Annotated in this window: 16 protein-coding genes; 10 read left to right on the forward strand and 6 right to left on the reverse strand. The window is 29.9% G+C overall.

The annotated features are described in order from the left end of the window. Positions 1-52: 52 nt before the first annotated feature. The 5 genes from PXD04_RS14780 to rfbF all read right to left on the reverse strand — a co-directional run bounded on the left by PXD04_RS14780 (position 53) and on the right by rfbF (position 4,358). Complete coding sequence (locus tag PXD04_RS14780; RefSeq protein ID WP_323735593.1) at positions 53-325, reverse strand: PfkB family carbohydrate kinase; 273 nt, start codon at positions 323-325, stop codon at positions 53-55. Positions 326-554: 229 nt separating this feature from the next. Next, entirely contained in the window at positions 555-1,115 is a 561-nt protein-coding gene (locus PXD04_RS14785; RefSeq protein WP_323735594.1) for an aldolase/citrate lyase family protein, read from the reverse strand. A gap of 46 nt (positions 1,116-1,161) precedes the next feature. Beyond that, a complete protein-coding gene (gene rfbH, locus PXD04_RS14790) occupies positions 1,162-2,508 on the reverse strand; it encodes a lipopolysaccharide biosynthesis protein RfbH (RefSeq protein ID WP_323735595.1) in 1,347 nt (448 codons plus the stop codon). Next, a complete protein-coding gene (rfbG, locus tag PXD04_RS14795) occupies positions 2,505-3,578 on the reverse strand; it encodes a CDP-glucose 4,6-dehydratase (protein WP_323737452.1) in 1,074 nt (357 codons plus the stop codon). Before rfbG ends, rfbH begins: the two co-directional genes overlap by 4 nt. Positions 3,579-3,581: 3 nt before the next feature. After that, entirely contained in the window at positions 3,582-4,358 is a 777-nt protein-coding gene (gene rfbF / locus PXD04_RS14800; RefSeq protein ID WP_323735596.1) for a glucose-1-phosphate cytidylyltransferase, read from the reverse strand. 522 nt (positions 4,359-4,880) lie between these two features. On the opposite strand from rfbF, the gene PXD04_RS14805 reads away from it, so the two are divergent. The 10 genes from PXD04_RS14805 (at position 4,881) to PXD04_RS14850 (ending at position 16,899) form a co-directional block, all read left to right on the forward strand. Continuing rightward, positions 4,881-6,011: a glycosyltransferase family 4 protein gene (locus PXD04_RS14805; RefSeq protein ID WP_323735597.1), complete on the forward strand. Its 1,131-nt coding sequence runs from the start codon at positions 4,881-4,883 to the stop codon at positions 6,009-6,011. Continuing rightward, entirely contained in the window at positions 6,008-7,012 is a 1,005-nt protein-coding gene (locus tag PXD04_RS14810; RefSeq protein WP_323735598.1) for a glycosyltransferase family 8 protein, read from the forward strand. The genes PXD04_RS14805 and PXD04_RS14810 overlap by 4 nt, the downstream gene beginning before the upstream one ends. A gap of 22 nt (positions 7,013-7,034) precedes the next feature. Next, positions 7,035-8,078 carry a glycosyltransferase family 2 protein gene (locus tag PXD04_RS14815; protein ID WP_323735599.1) on the forward strand — a complete coding sequence of 348 codons (1,044 nt, stop codon included), beginning with the start codon at positions 7,035-7,037 and terminating at the stop codon, positions 8,076-8,078. A 174-nt stretch (positions 8,079-8,252) separates the two neighbouring features. Continuing rightward, positions 8,253-9,302 carry a class I SAM-dependent methyltransferase gene (locus PXD04_RS14820; RefSeq protein ID WP_323735600.1) on the forward strand — a complete coding sequence of 350 codons (1,050 nt, stop codon included), beginning with the start codon at positions 8,253-8,255 and terminating at the stop codon, positions 9,300-9,302. 575 nt (positions 9,303-9,877) lie between these two features. After that, positions 9,878-10,405, forward strand: a complete 528-nt coding sequence (locus tag PXD04_RS14825) for a transposase (RefSeq protein WP_323735601.1) — start codon at positions 9,878-9,880, stop codon at positions 10,403-10,405. A 118-nt stretch (positions 10,406-10,523) separates the two neighbouring features. Further along, positions 10,524-11,018, forward strand: a complete 495-nt coding sequence (locus PXD04_RS14830; RefSeq protein ID WP_323735602.1) for a hypothetical protein — start codon at positions 10,524-10,526, stop codon at positions 11,016-11,018. Further along, positions 10,990-11,625 (forward strand): transposase, encoded by a 636-nt coding sequence (locus PXD04_RS14835; protein WP_323735603.1) that lies wholly within the window; start codon positions 10,990-10,992, stop codon positions 11,623-11,625. The genes PXD04_RS14830 and PXD04_RS14835 overlap by 29 nt, the downstream gene beginning before the upstream one ends. Positions 11,626-12,360: 735 nt before the next feature. Continuing rightward, a complete protein-coding gene (gene ltrA / locus PXD04_RS14840) occupies positions 12,361-13,923 on the forward strand; it encodes a group II intron reverse transcriptase/maturase (RefSeq protein ID WP_323735604.1) in 1,563 nt (520 codons plus the stop codon). Positions 13,924-14,323: 400 nt separating this feature from the next. Beyond that, positions 14,324-15,769 carry a flippase gene (locus tag PXD04_RS14845; RefSeq protein ID WP_323735605.1) on the forward strand — a complete coding sequence of 482 codons (1,446 nt, stop codon included), beginning with the start codon at positions 14,324-14,326 and terminating at the stop codon, positions 15,767-15,769. Between the two features lie 8 nt (positions 15,770-15,777). Next, the gene (locus PXD04_RS14850) at positions 15,778-16,899 is read left to right on the forward strand and encodes a glycosyltransferase family 4 protein (RefSeq protein WP_323735606.1); all 1,122 of its coding nucleotides are present in this window, start codon (positions 15,778-15,780) and stop codon (positions 16,897-16,899) included. Here PXD04_RS14850 and bsh read toward each other — a convergent pair. Then, positions 16,896-17,867 carry a choloylglycine hydrolase gene (bsh, locus tag PXD04_RS14855; RefSeq protein ID WP_323735607.1) on the reverse strand — a complete coding sequence of 324 codons (972 nt, stop codon included), beginning with the start codon at positions 17,865-17,867 and terminating at the stop codon, positions 16,896-16,898. The genes PXD04_RS14850 and bsh overlap by 4 nt on opposite strands. Positions 17,868-17,874 lie beyond the last annotated feature (7 nt).

Here is a 17,874-nt window from a genome sequence, read left to right on the forward strand (position 1 = left end):
GAATATTTTCTATCATAAACAACTTTAGATGGTCGTTGACTAGCACCTTTTTCTAAAAAATAATACCTAAACGTTCACCTCCTCTTTTAATAAAGTTTGTTTTCACACCATATTTTCTTAAAGTATTCAATGCAGATTGGCCAATTTCATTAGGTGGTATTTTTGTTACAAACTCAACAGGAATATTAAAATTTGCTAACGAAATAGCAACATTTGCCTCACTACCACCATAAACCACATCAAACGAATCAGATTGTACAAACCTTTTAAAACCATTTGCAGATAATCTTAACATTATCTCTCCAAAAGTCACTACTTTTTTCATATTAACCACTATAGTTCCACATCAACTCTTTGTTTCAAATCATTGAATCTGCTTTGATCTTCATCGACAATTGACTGATAATAGTTTAATTTATTTTTTAAATATAGGTATTCGAATTCAATAGCCATATCAATAGCTTCTTTAAAATTATCATCTAACTTTTTAATATCAAATACAATTTTTCTAGTTTCAATACGATCTATAGAGTCCTGAAGTGCTTTAATAAAATCTATGCTGTTAACAGAGATGGTTCCCCCGAATGCACTGTTAAAACCGTATCGTTAGATAATTTTATGATATTTTTACAGTATTCCATCATTTTTGGTCCATTAATTTCAGATTTTGGGATTCCGCATGAACTGGAGAAATCACTTCTACCAATCACAACAGTGTCTAAAAAGTCTTGATTTTCTTTATATATGTCTTCCATATTCTTGTAGGCAGTAATTGTCTCTAAATTAATGATTTTATCAATATCTCCTTCTTCTTTTGATGGAAATACTTTATGGTATGCATTCCTAAATTTTGATGCTGCAAATGGTGTTTCTATCATTGGAGCCATTATTCCATCGGCACCTAATATTTTGCAGTCATCAAGGTCTCTGACAGCTTCACATCCACCAATTTTAATGTACATTTTAAGTCCTGATTTTGATATTATATCTCTTAATTTGGTTAATTCATCTTTTCGGGATCCTTCTGTTTCAAACTCGGATTTTACTGCAATTACTCCAAAATCTTTTTTCAATGTTTTAAGTAAATTAATCATTTTTTCTTCAGTAGTATTCATAAAAATCACGTTAAATAATGTATAACCACAAATTTTGTCCGTAAATCTAATTTAATGAATCTTCAATGCATTTTATCATATAATCAATCTTTTCATCCGTCATTCCCGGATAAACACCTATCCAGAATGTATCATTCATGATACGTTCAGTATTCTTCAAATCTCCAACAATCTTATACTTCGTATTATCGTCACGAATTTCATCAAAACAAGGATGTTTAATAATATTCCCTGCAAATAACATCCTAGTTTGAACACCATGATCTTCAAGATACTGTACCATATTATTCCTACTTACCCCTTCACGTACAGTAATCATAAATCCAAACCAACTAGGATCTGAATTCTCACATCTTTCAGGTAGCAAAATTTTATCTGATAACTCTTTTAAACCATCATATAACCTTTTAAAGTTATTTTTTCGTTTCTCAACAAATGTTGGAAACTTTTCTAATTGGGCACAACCAATAGCGGCTTGCATATCAGTCGCTTTTAAATTATATCCAAAATGTGAATACACATATTTGTGGTCATAACCAACAGGCAATTCACCATATTTGCCAGTGAATCTGTTTCCACAAAGATTGTCCTGGCCAGATTGACATTGGCAGTCCCGTCCCCAATCCCTAAAAGATCTGATTATTTTATGAAGTAATGCATTATTCGTATATACTGCTCCTCCTTCACCAGTTGTCATATGATGTGGTGGATAAAAGCTACTGGTTCCAATATCTCCAACAGTACCTGTTTTCAGAGTTTCACCATTAATAGTATAAGTACTTCCAAGAGCATCACAATTATCTTCGATAAGCCATAAATCATGTTTATCACAGAACTCTTTAACAGTATTTAAATCAAATGGATTTCCCAGAGTATGAGCAATCATAACAGCACGCGTTTTGTCAGATAATGCTTCTTCAAGATGTGAAACATCAATGTTATACTCCGGTATAGTCACATCCAAAAATACTGGTACTGCACCATACTGTATCATAGGAGCTACAGTTGTGGGAAAACCAGCTGCAACAGTAATAATTTCATCGCCCCGTTTAACTTGTCTATCCTCAAGTAATGGGGAAGTTAAAGCCATGAAAGCCAAAAGATTAGCAGAACTACCAGAATTAACAAAAGAACAATATTTAACACCCAGATATTCACAGAGTTTCTCCTCAAATTCTATGGTATATCTACCAGTTGTTAACCAAAACTCAAGAGAACTATCTACAAGATTCACTAATTCCTCTTCATCATATACTCTGGAAGCATAATTAATCTTATCTCCCTCTTTAAAACTGGAAGGAAGATTATGATATTTATCCGCATATTCTCTAACCATTTCTAAAATCAGGCTTCTTGCTTCATCTTCATTCTTATTATCAAAAATATTAATCACCCCATATCTTTCAAATATTCATTAATTTGACAATCAGTGCATTCACGCATATCTTTATTAGATATATAACATTTAGTCCATTCAACAGTCTTTTCAACAGCTTTATGTATATCCCAAACATTTTTCCAGTTAAAAACCTTTTTAATCTTAGTATTATCTAGTTTTAAGAATGCTGATTCATGAGGACCATTATCTGAATTATCAACCCAACAAATTTTATCTTCAGAATTTTTATTAAAAAAATCACAATATAATCCCGCAATTTCACCTGTTGTTAAACAATCCCTTTCATCCGGACCCACATTATAATAACCAGCAAAAGCATCATCTTTGTACTGTTTCATTACAATAGTCAAATACACAAATAACGGTTCCAAAACATGCTGATATGGCCTAATAGAATAAGGATTTCTTATAATAATATCCTCTTTATTAATGGAAGCACGAACACAATCAGGTATTATACGATCCTTAGCAAAATCGCCACCACCAATAACATTACCTGCACGAGCAGTAGAACAGCTAATACCTAACTCTTTGAAGAACGAATTATTATAAGAATGAGTTACTAACTCAGAACAAGACTTACTATTAGAATAAGGATCAAAACCATCTAATTTATCAAATTCTTTAAAAGAATGATTATCATCCTTATTTTCATACACTTTATCAGTAGTCACATTAAGAAAGGACCTTACACAATCATTGTTTCGAATACATTCACAAACATTAACTGTACCCATAACATTAGTTTCATAAGTATAAACAGGCTTTTCATAACTAGTGCGGACAATAGGCTGAGCAGCCATATGAATAACAATATCTGGAGCATATTCATCAAAAATATTACTTAGCATATCATAATTACGAATATCTCCAATAATTGATGTAAGTCGTGAATCTAGACCTACTAATTCATAGATATTAGGAGTAGTTGGAGGATTAAGAGAATAACCTACCACATCACTACCCATATTACATAAAATCTCAGATAACCAAGAACCCTTAAAACCAGTGTGTCCAGTAATGAGAACACGTTTATTTTTAAAAAATTTATTCAACCCTTTCACCAACTACTTCCAAATATACCAAGGAGCATTATCTTCATCCCATAACTTCTCAAGTGCATCATGGTCACGTTTAGTATCCATACACTTCCAAAAACCCTTATGTTTATAAGACTTAAGTTCACCATCTAAGGCTAAGTTCTCCAAGGGATCCTTCTCAAAAATGGTAGAATCATCAGATATATAATCTAACACTTCTGGCTCCAAAACCATGAAACCACCATTTATCCAACCACCATCCTCTTTAGTCTTCTCAGAAAACTGAGTAATAGTATTTTCATCATCAATCTTCAAGACACCAAAACGACCATCCAAGTTAATAGCAGTGATAGTAGCTAACTTTCCATGATTCTTATGATACTCAAGTAACTCTCTGAGATTTACATCACAGACACCATCACCATAAGTAAGCATAAAAGGCTCATCATCTGGTAAATACTCTTTAACCCTCTTAATACGACCACCAGTCATAGTATTAAGGCCAGTATCTACTAAAGTTACCTTCCAAGGTTCTGAATAATTATTATGAATATGCATTTTATTCTCTGATAAATCAATTGTAACATCACTAGTATGTAAATAATAATCAGCAAAAAACTCCTTAATCATATGGGATTTATAACCAAGACATATTATAAACTCATTAAAACCATAATATGAATAAATCTTCATAATATGCCAAAGAATAGGCTTTTCACCAATTTCGATCATAGGCTTCGGTTTAAGGTGGGATTCTTCGGAAATTCTTGTTCCAAAACCACCCGCAAGAATGACTACTTTCATAATATTTTAACTCCATTATATAGTTGAAAAATAGTAACTAAGTTTATGATATACGCTCAAACAAATATTATATTTAATCCAATATTTTTTCTTAAAAAAGAAAATAAATATTTAAATTTGTCTTAAATATCCATATAAGTCTCATAAAAAGAGTTGGTTAAATTAGTTAACTTATATTTAAAATTAGGAAAATCTAAGAATTTAATAAAAAAGATAAAATGATAAAAAAAAATTTTTAATCATATATTTAAAAGAGTTTTGTTTATAAAATAGAAAAATAGGGTGATATACTGTTAAAATAGATGAATTAACAATTTTTCAAAATAAAAAAAGAAAAAATATTTTATAAAGTAAGATTTATGTATTATAAAGAAAATATTAAATATTATTAGTAACTGTAAAATTAGATTTTTATGTAACTTTTAAAAAAAGAAGTGTCATTTTTTGATATGTCTTTTTATGATATATGTATTTATGATAATATATTATGATAAAATTTTGTTCAATAAAGGTTGTATTAATATGAAAATTTGTATGGTATTAGAATTCTTTATTCCTCATTATAATGGTGGGGGAGAACATAGGTATCATGAAATTGCTAAACGATTAGTACAACAGGGACATACAGTTGATTTACTGACAATGAAAATCCTAAACATTCCAGAATACGAAGATGTTGATGGTATAAATGTTCACCATATTGGTCCAACCATAAAAAAAGCTCCATACAGGAGTGCAACAGATTTTATTCAATATTTTTTTGCTGTAACTCGATGGTTACTCAAGCATGATTATGATGTAATAGATGCACAAGCATATTCTCCATTATTATCATCAAGAATAGCAGCACGCATTAAAAAAACTCCATTAATTGGAACAATTCATGACACCAGTTCAAATAGTAATGATCAATGGATTCAATCCTCCAAAATTGCTAATACTATGGAGAAATTCTTAGTTAACTTGAATTTTGATAAAATATTAACTGTGAGTCACGCTACAAAGAACTCATTAATAAATGACTTTGCAGTAAACAGTGATAAAATTTTAATGTTATATAACGGTGTTGACATTGCAAAATATGATGCAGTACATATAGATGGCGTACTTAAAAACAACATAATTTTTGTGGGAAGACTAGCACCACACAAACACGTCGACCATTTAATAAACTCAGTAAACATAATTCAAGAAAAAATACCTGACATAAAACTAACTATAGTCGGTAAGGGAGAAGAAAAAGACAAACTAATCCAAATGGTAAACAAATTAGAACTAGAAAAAAACATCAAATTCAAACAGGATCTCACAGATGAAGAATTAATAACTGAAATAAAAAAATCAGAACTATTAGTCCTACCATCAACAAGAGAAGGATTTGGAATGGTACTGGCAGAAGCAAACTGCTGCTATAAACCAGTAATCACCTATGCATCAGGAGGAACAGTAGAAGTAGTAGAAAATGGATACAATGGATTTCTAATAGAACCAGAAAATATAGAAGATCTAACACAAAAAATACTAGAAACACTAGAAAACAAAGAACTAAATCAAAAACTAGGACAAAATGGAAGAAAAAAAGTAGAAAAAGATTTTGACTGGGAAAAAATTGTTAATCAATATATAAATGTACTATGTAATGTGATATTATGATAAATATTGTTTATGCTTCTGATGATAATTATGTACCTTATTTACTTGTATCTTTAAATTCATTATTTGAAAATAATAACCAAATTAAATTAAACATTTTTATTTTAAGTAATGAAATTTCAGATAATAATCAAAATCAAATAAAGAAATTATCTTCAAAATATTCTAATGTCCATGTATTTTTTATAGAACTTAAAAATATCATCAATAAAATACAATTTGATAACTCAAATGAATTATTAGACATTAATTTGACGTCTTATTGTCGTTTGTTCATGGAGGAGTTACTTCCTAAAAATATTAGTAAGATAATATATTTTGATTGTGATTCTTTAATTGTAAGTTCTTTGAAAGAACTTTGGAATATAGACATAAGTAAATATTTTTGTGCTGGAGTACTTGATCCAACACCTGTGTATTATAAAAAGATTATAGGATTAAATGAAAATGATATTTATATTAATGCAGGTATGTTATTAATTAATTTAGATAAATGGCGTGAATTTAATTTAAGTAAAAAGTTTTTAAAATTTTTAGAAGAACATAAACATTTAAATATTCATCATGATCAAGGCGTAATTAATGGTGTTTTAAAGGATGAAATTTTAGTTATATCACCTAAATTTAATTATTTAGGTCCATTTCATGGTAAAGATTATAAAACAACACTTAAATGGTATGGTGTTTCCTATTCATTTTATGATCAAAATGTAATGAATGAAGCACAAAATAATCCTGTTTTTATTCATTTTTCTGGAAGATCAATAGAAAGACCTTGGGTTAGTAAAGAAAATTTTTATCGAAAATTATATGAGTACTATGTTAATAGTTTAGATTATGATAAAAACAAAATATTCAAAAATACTGGAACTATTTCTTTAATGGGTAAATTACAGTTTTATGTTTCAAATAATAAATATGGGTATTTATTTATGAAAATAGTTCCTAAAAAAATTGCAGTTATGCTTAAAAATTTTGTTGTATATAAACAAGTTAAATAATTGTTGTAAGTGGTTTTGTAAAATGGAATATAAAGTTACCATAATAACACCTTGTTATAATATATCTAAGTTAAAAGATTATTCTGATAATTTTTTTATTAAAAATTTTATCTCTGTAAAAAATCAAACTATAAAATATGAAAATATTGAACATATATTTGTTGATGATTGTTCAACAGATAATACTTTTGATTTATTAAGAGATTTATCAAAAAAATATTCAAATATTAAACTTTTCAGAACCAATGAAAATACGGGTAGTCCTAGTATTCCAAGAAATATTGGTATTAAAAAAGCTACATCAAAATATGTCATGTTTTTAGATCAAGATGATTATTTAGAAGAAAATTCAGTAGAAATATTATATAATACAATTAAAAATAATAATGTTAATTTGGTTTCTTCAAATTATTACTCTTATGATGGAATAAAAAAACTTAAACATAAATCATTTAATCATGAAAATTTATATGTGTCATTTAATGATGAAAAATTAATAGATTTTATGACCTATTTGCAGACAAAAATATTTGATGTAGATTTTTTAAAAAAAAATAATATTCATTTTCCGAATTCTTATAATGAAGATGTTTATTTTTATATATTAAATTTATGTTTTAATAAAAAAGATGTGATAATTTTAAATAATTTTTATAGTTTTGTATATAATTCTAATAACCAAGCATCTATTTCTCGTAGATTTAATAAAAGAATCTTATTTGATTATGTGGATAGATTTACAGATTCTATGGATTTATTATTGGATGAAAAAATGAATATAAAGTTTATTGTTGATTTTCATAAGAATAATTTGATTTCAATAATGAGTACTTTGTTATTATCAAAAGAAACTAAAAATATGAATGTTATGTTTAAAAAATCAAGGGACTACTTTTTAAAATATGATTTTTTAGAATTTCAACTTGGTGGGTACTGGAAAATATGTTACAATTTAATATATACTAATCATATTTTTTTATTTAAATGTGTTATGTATATTATTCAAATGTCATTTGAAAATAGTTTATTTAAAAAATTCTTTAGAAATAAAAATTATGAATGTTAAAGAGTTAATATACAGAATAAAAGAAAAAAGAAATAATTTTAGAATGTAATTATATTAATTCTTATATAATTTTTAAAAGATAATGCATGTGCACTGAAGAATTTTAAAAAGTAAAGGATGTTACAAAAATAATTATCAATTGTATATAGGTTTAATAATTAGGTAGGTTAGAATATGGAAGGAAGTAATAATGTAACTATGTGTAGGGTTTGTTCGGAACAGTTTATTGTTGATGAAGAGTATGATGTCCCTGTTTTTGAAGAAAATTTTCCTGAAGGTATTTTTAAGTATGTTGTTTGTTCAAATTGTGATTCTATTCAAATTAGGGATATACCTAATAATTTAAGCGAATATTATGAAAATGAAAGTTATTATTCATTTTCTAATTTTAATAAGTTAGTCCAGTTTTTATTATATCATTATCATAGGAATTATTTTGATTTTGATTTAGTAGGTTGGATAACTAGTAAATTCATACAATATGATGAATCATGGAATTGTGTTGCAAAGCTTTTTAAAACTAATCAAATTGATTTAAATAGTAAAGTTTTAGATGTTGGTTGTGGAAATGGGATTTTTATAAGGCATCTCTCCGACTTAGGTTTTAAAAATTTATTAGGTATTGAACCTTTTATTGATGAAGAAATAATTACAGACAGCTACAATGTGTTAAAAAAAGAATTACAAGAATTAAATAATGATTCTAAATTTGATCTTATCTGTTTTAAAGACAGTTTAGAACATGTTTTTAACCCTATTGAAACATTACGGGAAGCTTCAAAGAGGTTAAATGATGAAGGAATTATTTTGATAACTATTCCTTTAAAAAATGGAGTTATATGGGATGTTTATAAAGAGTACTCCTTTGTATTATGTCCTCCTACTCATATTTCAGTACCTTCAATAAAAGGTATGATGGAAATATCTAAATTATGTAATTTGGAGATTAAAGAGTTAATTTGTGATTCTAATGAATTTTTAGTTTTGATGAGTGAAGATAAAATAAATTCAAGAAGACAATATGAAAAAGGTTCTATCAGTTCTCATTTTAATTCATTAAATCCTTTTAAAAAAATTTATAATTTATATATCAAAAAATTTTCGACTAAAATATTTCCTGAAAAGAAATTATCAATGTATCAAGTAAGAAATAAAGTTTTTAGTTTAAATAAAGAAAATAAAACGGATCATGCAACAATAATACTAACTAAATCTAAAAAATAATTATGTGTGAAAATGAATCCAATTATTTCGATAATTCTTCCATACAATGGAGAAGAATACATCAACCAATTATTTAATTCCATGTGTAATCAAACTATACACTTTATAGTTTTGGACATTAAATACGTATATTTTGTATATTTTTCAGCCATTTCATGAAGTAAGATTTGTTGTTTATAATTTTTTTCATAGTCTTTGTATATATTTTTGGAGTTGTTTTTGTGTTTTGATTATATGAAAACTTATTTCTCATTTTATTAATCTCAATACTGATTGTTCAGAATCCTGTTGATAATTAGTTAATGATTTTTTCTTTTTTTGGTTTAAAGGAGGGTGTGCGACAACTCTCAGACATAACTAATTTTTTTATAGTTTAAATCTTTCTATTTTTATTATAATTTATTGATTTTATTTAGTTTTTTATAAATTTTTCGTATTCATTTTTATTTTACTTATTAATTGTGTTTTTTAGGTATATTTATATATAAGGTTGTATAAATATATTATATAGAGAATTGAATTTATTGGTTTTGTTATTTATGGTTTTACAAGAAGATACTGTTGGTCAGACTTTTTTGTTACCTAAGGATATACGTACTATGATTCCTGAGGATCATGTTTGTTTTTTTATTGAAAAACTTGTGAATTGTGTGGATTTTAGTGAGATTGATTTTCAGTATGTTGATACTCCTGGTCAGAAGGCTTATTCTGCGGCCATGTTGGTTCGTATCATTATCTTGGGTACTATTTATTCTATTCATAGTAGTCGTAAGTTGGAACGTATTGTTCGTGAGAATATCGTGTTTATGTATTTGGCTGGATTTCAAACCCCTGTTTTCAGCACTATCGCAGCTTTTAAACGCGAACACAAGGAGATTATAGAAAAAATTTTTCTTGAAACAATAAATTATGGACATAACAAGAATTTAATTGATTTAGACAGCATTAGTATCAATGGAAGTAAAACAAGAGCATATGCCAATAAATATAATAATTTAACCAATGAAGATGTACTAAAACTTTTACATATCATTCGTAAAGGCATTATTACTGATATGGAAGAAAATAAAGCTTTAGAAAACCGAGAAAACAAAACCGTATAAAATACAAACGATACCAAAGAACAAATCAAAGAAGCACTACGAGAAGCACGTAATATCAAAGTTAAACCAGATGAAAAACCAAAAACAATAAAGAAAATAAAACACGAAGAATCACAAGATGAAGTGGATGAAGAACAACAAACTAGATACTTACCGTAATAAACCGATGAAAAACAGTATGGAGCATGATGAGAGCAAATTTGACGAAGAAATGTATGAACTAATCGATGAAAATGATTTAAACTTCTGTGGAAAACAAATACTAAAACAAGCCATAGAACACCCAGAAACAGCATACAAACAAATAAGAAAACTAGAAAAATGCAAAACAGAACTAGAAAAGAGTGGTAAAAATACCGTTAATTATACAGATCCAGAAGCATGTAAAAGTCCCAACAAAGAAGGAATAACACAAACCGGATACAACGAACAAATACTAGTAGACAACAAAAACGGACTAATAATAGCAGTAGACGTAACCACAGATGGAAACGACCAAAAACAACTAATACCAATGATAAACCAGACACAAACAAACCTACAAAACGCCCTAAACCTAACAAATGAAGAATCAATAACAAATAATGCAAAACATGGATATACTAGCCGATAACGGATACTACACCAACCAAACAATACATGATATCTACGAAGAAGGAAAATACTCCATATTAATGCCAAATAGAGAACAAGCAGGCAAACAAAAAGATTGTCTAAGACGAAACAGCCAAAGAAAAACCAACACTAACAAAAAAGATGGTTACGGAAAACACAACATGATAAAAGACGAAGAAAACTACGCATACATCTGTCCAGAAAACAAGATACTACCTGTTAAACAAGTTTATCCTGGAAAATACACGGACAGAATAATCTTTTACACTAGTGAATGCAGCAAATGCCCATCCAAAAAGATCTGCTTAACCAACAAGATGACTGGTAAAGTAATAACAGATTACACAAGTTATGCTAAAGAACTACTGGCTTATAAATTCGAAACACCAAACGGACAAGCTCAATACAAGAAGAGAATGCCCATGGTCGAACCACGATTCGCATACAACAAATACACACTAAAATACAGACAATACCACCTACTAGGACTAAGCAACGCAAAAATGCAACAAACACTCATGGCCACAGCACAAAACATAGTAAAAATACATAACATAGAACAAAAAGAACTAACAAACAATAAAAAGACAATAAATCTAAATTAAAAAATAGAATATAAAACTAAAATTGAATCAAAGTGCCCAAAACAATTATCCTAAAACACAATAATTGTTGCACACTCTCTTAGTGCGACGAGCAATCGTCTTTCCCTCCTTAAAGGTCAGTACAACATCTTTTATAATATTCGAATGTTGTTAATCTAGTTATGTGGATTATTCTCGCTCGAAACTGCATCAACTGGTAACGGATGGTGTGGGTTGCATGAGAGTTAAGTGTCTAATCATAGTTTCTAGTTTCCAAGAAACTTGAGGGCTAGAGAAAAAAAACCAATATGATTAACGATAAGTGAAATTCTATAAGCATCGTGATGTGCAGCGATAGGAAATGGATTCTGATTACCTATCGTATTACAAACCCATGAGTAATTTACTCTTTTGAGAAGTGAATTTGTACATAACCTCTTTGATGGTTTGTCGGTGTATTGGAATAATCTATAGTTGGTTGCAGTCTGACGGAAGATGAACTCGGTAAGCCCGGCATGGTCCGAATTTACAACTAGTCATGTGATATGGTAATTGTTCGGTAGGCTACTGCGTGAGCGGGTGCTAATAGTCCTTGTTGGGTAAGGGATGTTAAGAAAGCTAATGACTCCATCGTCGTTAAGGCACATAAGAAACAAATATTTTGAGGGTATAATTATGGGAGTATATGCTGACTTTAACAGGTATGTCCGACGAATATAAGTCGAGTAAACAAATTATATTAAGGTGTTTAATTCTATGTATTTAGATGAGAATATAAATTATGTTGAAAAGGGCAAGGGTCTTTCGATTCAAGCTTTCACTGAATTATATGAGTCTGAGTTTGATTCTATGTGGAATGATATTTCATGGGAGAAGATAACGAGGCACATCTTTGATTTGCAAGAAAGAATATTTCGTGTTGTAAAAGAAAAGAAGGATTATAGGTATGCTAGAACGTTAGAAAAGCTTTTATTGAAGAGTGATTCTGTTCTTCTTTATTCTATAAAGAGAGTTACTCAGATTAATAAAGGTAAGCGTACACCTGGTATTGATAATATGGTTGTAACGTCTGATTCTATGCGTATGGCATTGTTCTATAAGCTTCGTAGTATAAATGTAAATAATTTTAGAGTTTCACCAGTTAGGCGTACTTTTATTCCTAAGAAGAATGGTAAGAAGAGACCTTTGGGTATTCCTACTGTTCGTGATAGGGTTATGCAGATGGTTGTCCGTATTGCTCTTGAGCCTCGATGTGAAGCTGTGTTTGAACCTTGTAGTTATGGTTTTAGACCTGTTCGTAGTGCTGGTCATGCTTTAGCTCGTATATATTCTGCTACTAGGCATATGACTAGACCATGGATATTTGAGGGAGATTTTAAATCCTGTTTTGATACACTTAATCATGACTGGATACTGAAGCAGTTGGGGAATTTTCCTGCAAAACATATCATAGCTTCTTGGTTAAAGGCAGGATACTTACATCTTAATATGTTTCATCCTTCTAGAAGTGGTACTCCTCAAGGTGGTATCATTTCACCATTGTTAGCTAATTTAGCATTACATGGTATGGAAGAAGCATTAGATGTAACATATCGCAGTTTCAAGAACACTTATGGTACTACATTTTATCATAATAATTCTAAGTATGTTGTTGTCCGTTATGCTGATGATTTTGTTGTATTATGTAAAACAAAAGATGATGCATATGCTGTTTATGATAAATTAAGGATTTATCTAGTTGAACGTGGTTTAACACTTGCTGAGGATAAAACTAGAATCGTTCATATTAGTGAAGGATTTGATTTTCTTGGATTTAACATAAGATGTTTTAGCACAAAATCAGGAGATAAAGTATACACACAACCTAGTAAAGACTCATATAAGAAACTTTGTACTAAAATAAGAGATATTTATGTTAGATGCAGAAATAATATTCCGTTACTTATTGACAAATGGAATAAATTGCTATTTGGTACAGCTATGTACTGGAGACAAACTGTTTCTAAACGAACATTTAGTAAAATTGACCATTATGTTTGGAAACTTACTAAAAGAGCTCTGAAAAGACTACATAATAATAAACCATTTAAATGGATTTATAAGAAATATTTCCAGCCCGATATTAATGGTTGGAGTAATAATAAATATATTCTTACTGATCCATCTGATAAGTCACTACAGCTTATTCGAATGGATTGGATTCATGTAAAGTATGCTCGTATGATTAAACATGATTGTTCCCCTTATGATAGGAACTACTTTAATTATATAGAGAATAAAGTAGGTAAAAGTGCTTATAACTGTCTATATGGTGGATGAATATATCATAAGATTTATACTATTTTTTTTACATGAAAATTACATGCTCGAGCCGTATGTCTTGAAAGGGACACGTACGGTTCCTAGGAGAAGAGGAGAGAGTAATCTCTCTGATTTATCCGACATTAAATAAAAAAATACATTAATACATTACAAAACAAAGAATAAAAATGATATTTTATAGTAAAAATAACTGTTTAAAATGCTTTAAAAAATTATTTTTTAAGTATTTTATTTAAAGTATAAAAATTAGTTATATCTTGGTGTTATTGCATAATTTCCAATAACTTAAAATTTATCACTACACCTTTTGACAATCTTAATTTTTTTAGTTAAATTGAATATTATTAAACAACAAATATTAGTGTAATAATAAAACATTTTTTTAGGATTAATTATTATGAGTGTTACAACGAGAGTAGTTAAGAATTCTAGTTTGTTAATGGTGACTAGTGTAGTTACTAATTTAATGATGTTTCTTTTAACATTGTTCACTGCCCGGTATTTGGGAACTTATAATTTTGGTCTTATTTCCAGTGCTTTAAGTGTTATTGGAATTTTTGGCGTTTTCTGTGATTTTGGACTGGGTATGTATGCTATTCAGAAAGTTTCACGTGATCATAATCTTACTGCTCGTTATTTTGGAACAGCATTTGTTTTACGATTAATTTTAACCATTTTAACCTTCGTGATCTATGTTTTGTTCACGACTGTCAGTGGTTTTAGTGGCGAATCCTTCTGGGTAATGGTTGTTGTTGGAGGTTATATGTTTTTTAATTCTCTGACTACTTTTTATTATTCTATGTATCAGAGTAATGAACAGATGCATTTTCAGACAATTGTGAATGCGGTTTATAGTGTTGGTGTTTTCATAGTAGCATTAGTCTTCATTTACTTAGGAGGTAATGTTGTTTGGATTGCAGCGGCTTATCCAATTAGTATGTTCATTGCATTTGTAGTTGGTCATATAATTAAAATCAGACATTATCCGAGGTTTACCTTTGACTTCAGTAAATCTTTTATTGGAGAGTTAATTGTTAATGGTATTCCTTTTGGTATTACGGGAGTTTTTACTTCTATTTACTTTTGGATTGCATCTGTAATGTTAACTTTTATGTCAGGTAATGTTGCCGTGGGATTGTTCAGTTCTTCTCAGAAGTTGTTACTTGTACTTTCTTCACTGTTTATGCTGATTTCTAATGCGGTTTTCCCTGTGATGAGTCAGTTGTATGTGACGGATACTGTTAAGCTTAATGCTTTGTATCAGAAGATGTTGAAGTATTTGTTGATTTTAAGTGTTCCTATTGCTGTTGGCAGTGCCATTTATTCGGCTGATATTATTCGCATCATATTTGGTGAAGCTTTCATGGATGCTTCCACGGGTTTAAGTGTACTTATCTGGGCGGTTATTTTCATGTTCCTCAGCGGTACTACTTCAACGCTTCTGGGTGCTATTAATAAGCAGTTTTTGGTGACTAAGGTTACTATGGGAGGTGCTATTGTTAGTGTAGCTGCTAACATGTTTCTAATTCCATTGTTTTCCTTTGTTGGTGCTAGTATTACTGCTGTGTTAACGGAGTTTGTTGTTTTGGTGTTGATGCTTTATGCATTGAGACGTACGGAGTTTGGATTAAATGTTAGAAAAGCGGTTGTACCATTTTTGCAGGTGTTAATTGCTAATATTATCATGGCATTAGCGTTAGTGTATCTGCATTTACCATTTATTCTGGGGGTTGTTGTTGCGGTTGTGGTTTATGTAATTGCATTGTTTGTGACTGGTGCTTTTAATAAGGAAGATCGTGATATATTATTTGGTTTGGTTGAACAGGTAAGAGATAGGGGATGATTTTTTCTATGAATATTGTTGTTGTTACTGAGTATTTTCCATCCGGGGATTGTCTTGATATTAAGGGTGGTGTGGAAGTTTGTTGCTATAATGAGGCAATGGAGCTTTCCAAGTATCATGAGGTTACAGTTCTCACATCCAAGGAATCTGAAATTGATGAGTTTGATATTCATGATGTGCATGTAGTATGTTGTGGGGACAATAGAAGTTATGTGCAGAAGGGTTCTTTTACTTCAAGGCTTAAATTTATGAAGGATGCACTCAACATGCATGAAATGCTGGGGGATATTGATTTGGTTATTGGTTATAATTTCATCACATACCCTGTTGCATATAAGTTAGCTAAAAAATTAGGTGCAAAGGTTGCACTTCGTTATCATGATGTATGGATAGGTGAATGGACTAAGAATATGGGAATCACGGGACTATTTGGTGAAGTACTTGAGAGATACATTTTAAGACAAAATATAGACTTATATGTTGCGGTTTCCGATTTTACAAGGAATAATCTTAACAAGTATGTACCAGAAGATAAAACAATCACAATACATAATATAGTTGATTTTCCTAATGTTACATCAGACAAATATCTTTCTCCAACTGTTTCATGTGTGGCAAGGCTGGTTGAATATAAAAGGGTAAATGATCTTATTAGGGCAGTAGGTTTAATCAAGGAAGAAATTCCTAACATCAAATGTCAAATTGTTGGTACAGGCCCTGAAGAGGAAAGATTAAAGAGCCTTACAGGCCAGTTAAACTTGGAGGATAACATTGAATTCCTTGGTTTTGTAGAAGATCATGATGATGTTATGAGAGTAGTTAAATCATCACATGTTTTCTGTCTTCCAAGTATAGTGGAAGGTTTTGGTATAGTTATAATAGAGGCACAGTCTTTGGAAACACCATTTGTTGCTGCTCGCATTCCTCCAGTTGTTGAGTCTAGTGGAGAAATGGGTGGTCTTTTCTTTGAACCAAAAAATTATCAGGAATTGGCTTCTCAGATATTGAAATTGTTGAAGGATAAAGAACTCTATGAGAAGTTACAAGTTGAAGGTCTTGAAAATAAGGATAATTATACAAAAGAGGTTATTGGGGGTAAGTTGAATAAGGCTTACTCTAACCTATTCTAGTTTTGAAAATTAATTTCTTGTTCTTCTATTAGGGGGTAGACTGCTAATTCATTGCTTTCCAAGTCGTAGTTATGCATTTTTACCGCATTTATGCTGCTGTTGTCATATGTTTTGTAGTAGTATATTCCTTTATCCGTGTTTACACAGGATGAGTATATGGTGTACTCATATTTTCCGGGTGCTACTTCACAGCATCCTTTTTGTTGATATACTGATTCGAGTATGTGGAAGAATTGATTCACACTTTTAATTTCATCATCATTTTCAAGCACATTTTCATGTGTGAATGCTACTTTTACGAAGCGTGACATACTTGATAAGTCTCCAGGTAATCCTATTGCTCCCATTCCTCTGCTGTATGTGTCTAATTCTATTTTTTCTGAGAATGTATTGTCCGGTGTTTTTCTTGATAGGTGTCTGTAATTGTTTAGGTTAAATAGTTGTTTGTCGAATGATGGGCTGTTGGTCATTACTCCTAGGGGGTTGTCGTATATTTTCATTCCATCTTCCATGCATTCTATTACTATTGATTCGTTTTTGTCGGATATCATCCAGTGTAGTGGGGATAATGGTAGTTGTTCACTGAAGTTTATGTTTACCAAGTTAATATTTTCTATTAGCTTTTTTGCTTCTTTGATATTTTCTGCTTGTCCCAGTATCCATGGTATGAATTCGAATGGTGTGATATTATCATTTTCTTTATTTATTTCATAGTATTTTGCTTCAGGAAAGTTAAGTCCTGCCATGCTTAGTCCTTTTTCATTTGTTGCATCGTAGTATAATGGATAATTTTCTACTACGAATGCCATTCCTATTATTGCATAGTGGGTGTCGATATTTTCTTCTTTTCTGAATGGTAATGTGTAGTTTCTTGGTGTTATTACTACTGTTTCATTGTATGAAAATTCCAGGTCTAGGTTTCTGCCAAAGTAATGGCTTTTTGAGTTAAAGCTTGCGGCGGTACACATATTATCA

This window comes from Methanosphaera sp. ISO3-F5, assembly GCF_034480035.2.
Classification (GTDB): Archaea; Methanobacteriota; Methanobacteria; order Methanobacteriales; family Methanobacteriaceae; genus Methanosphaera.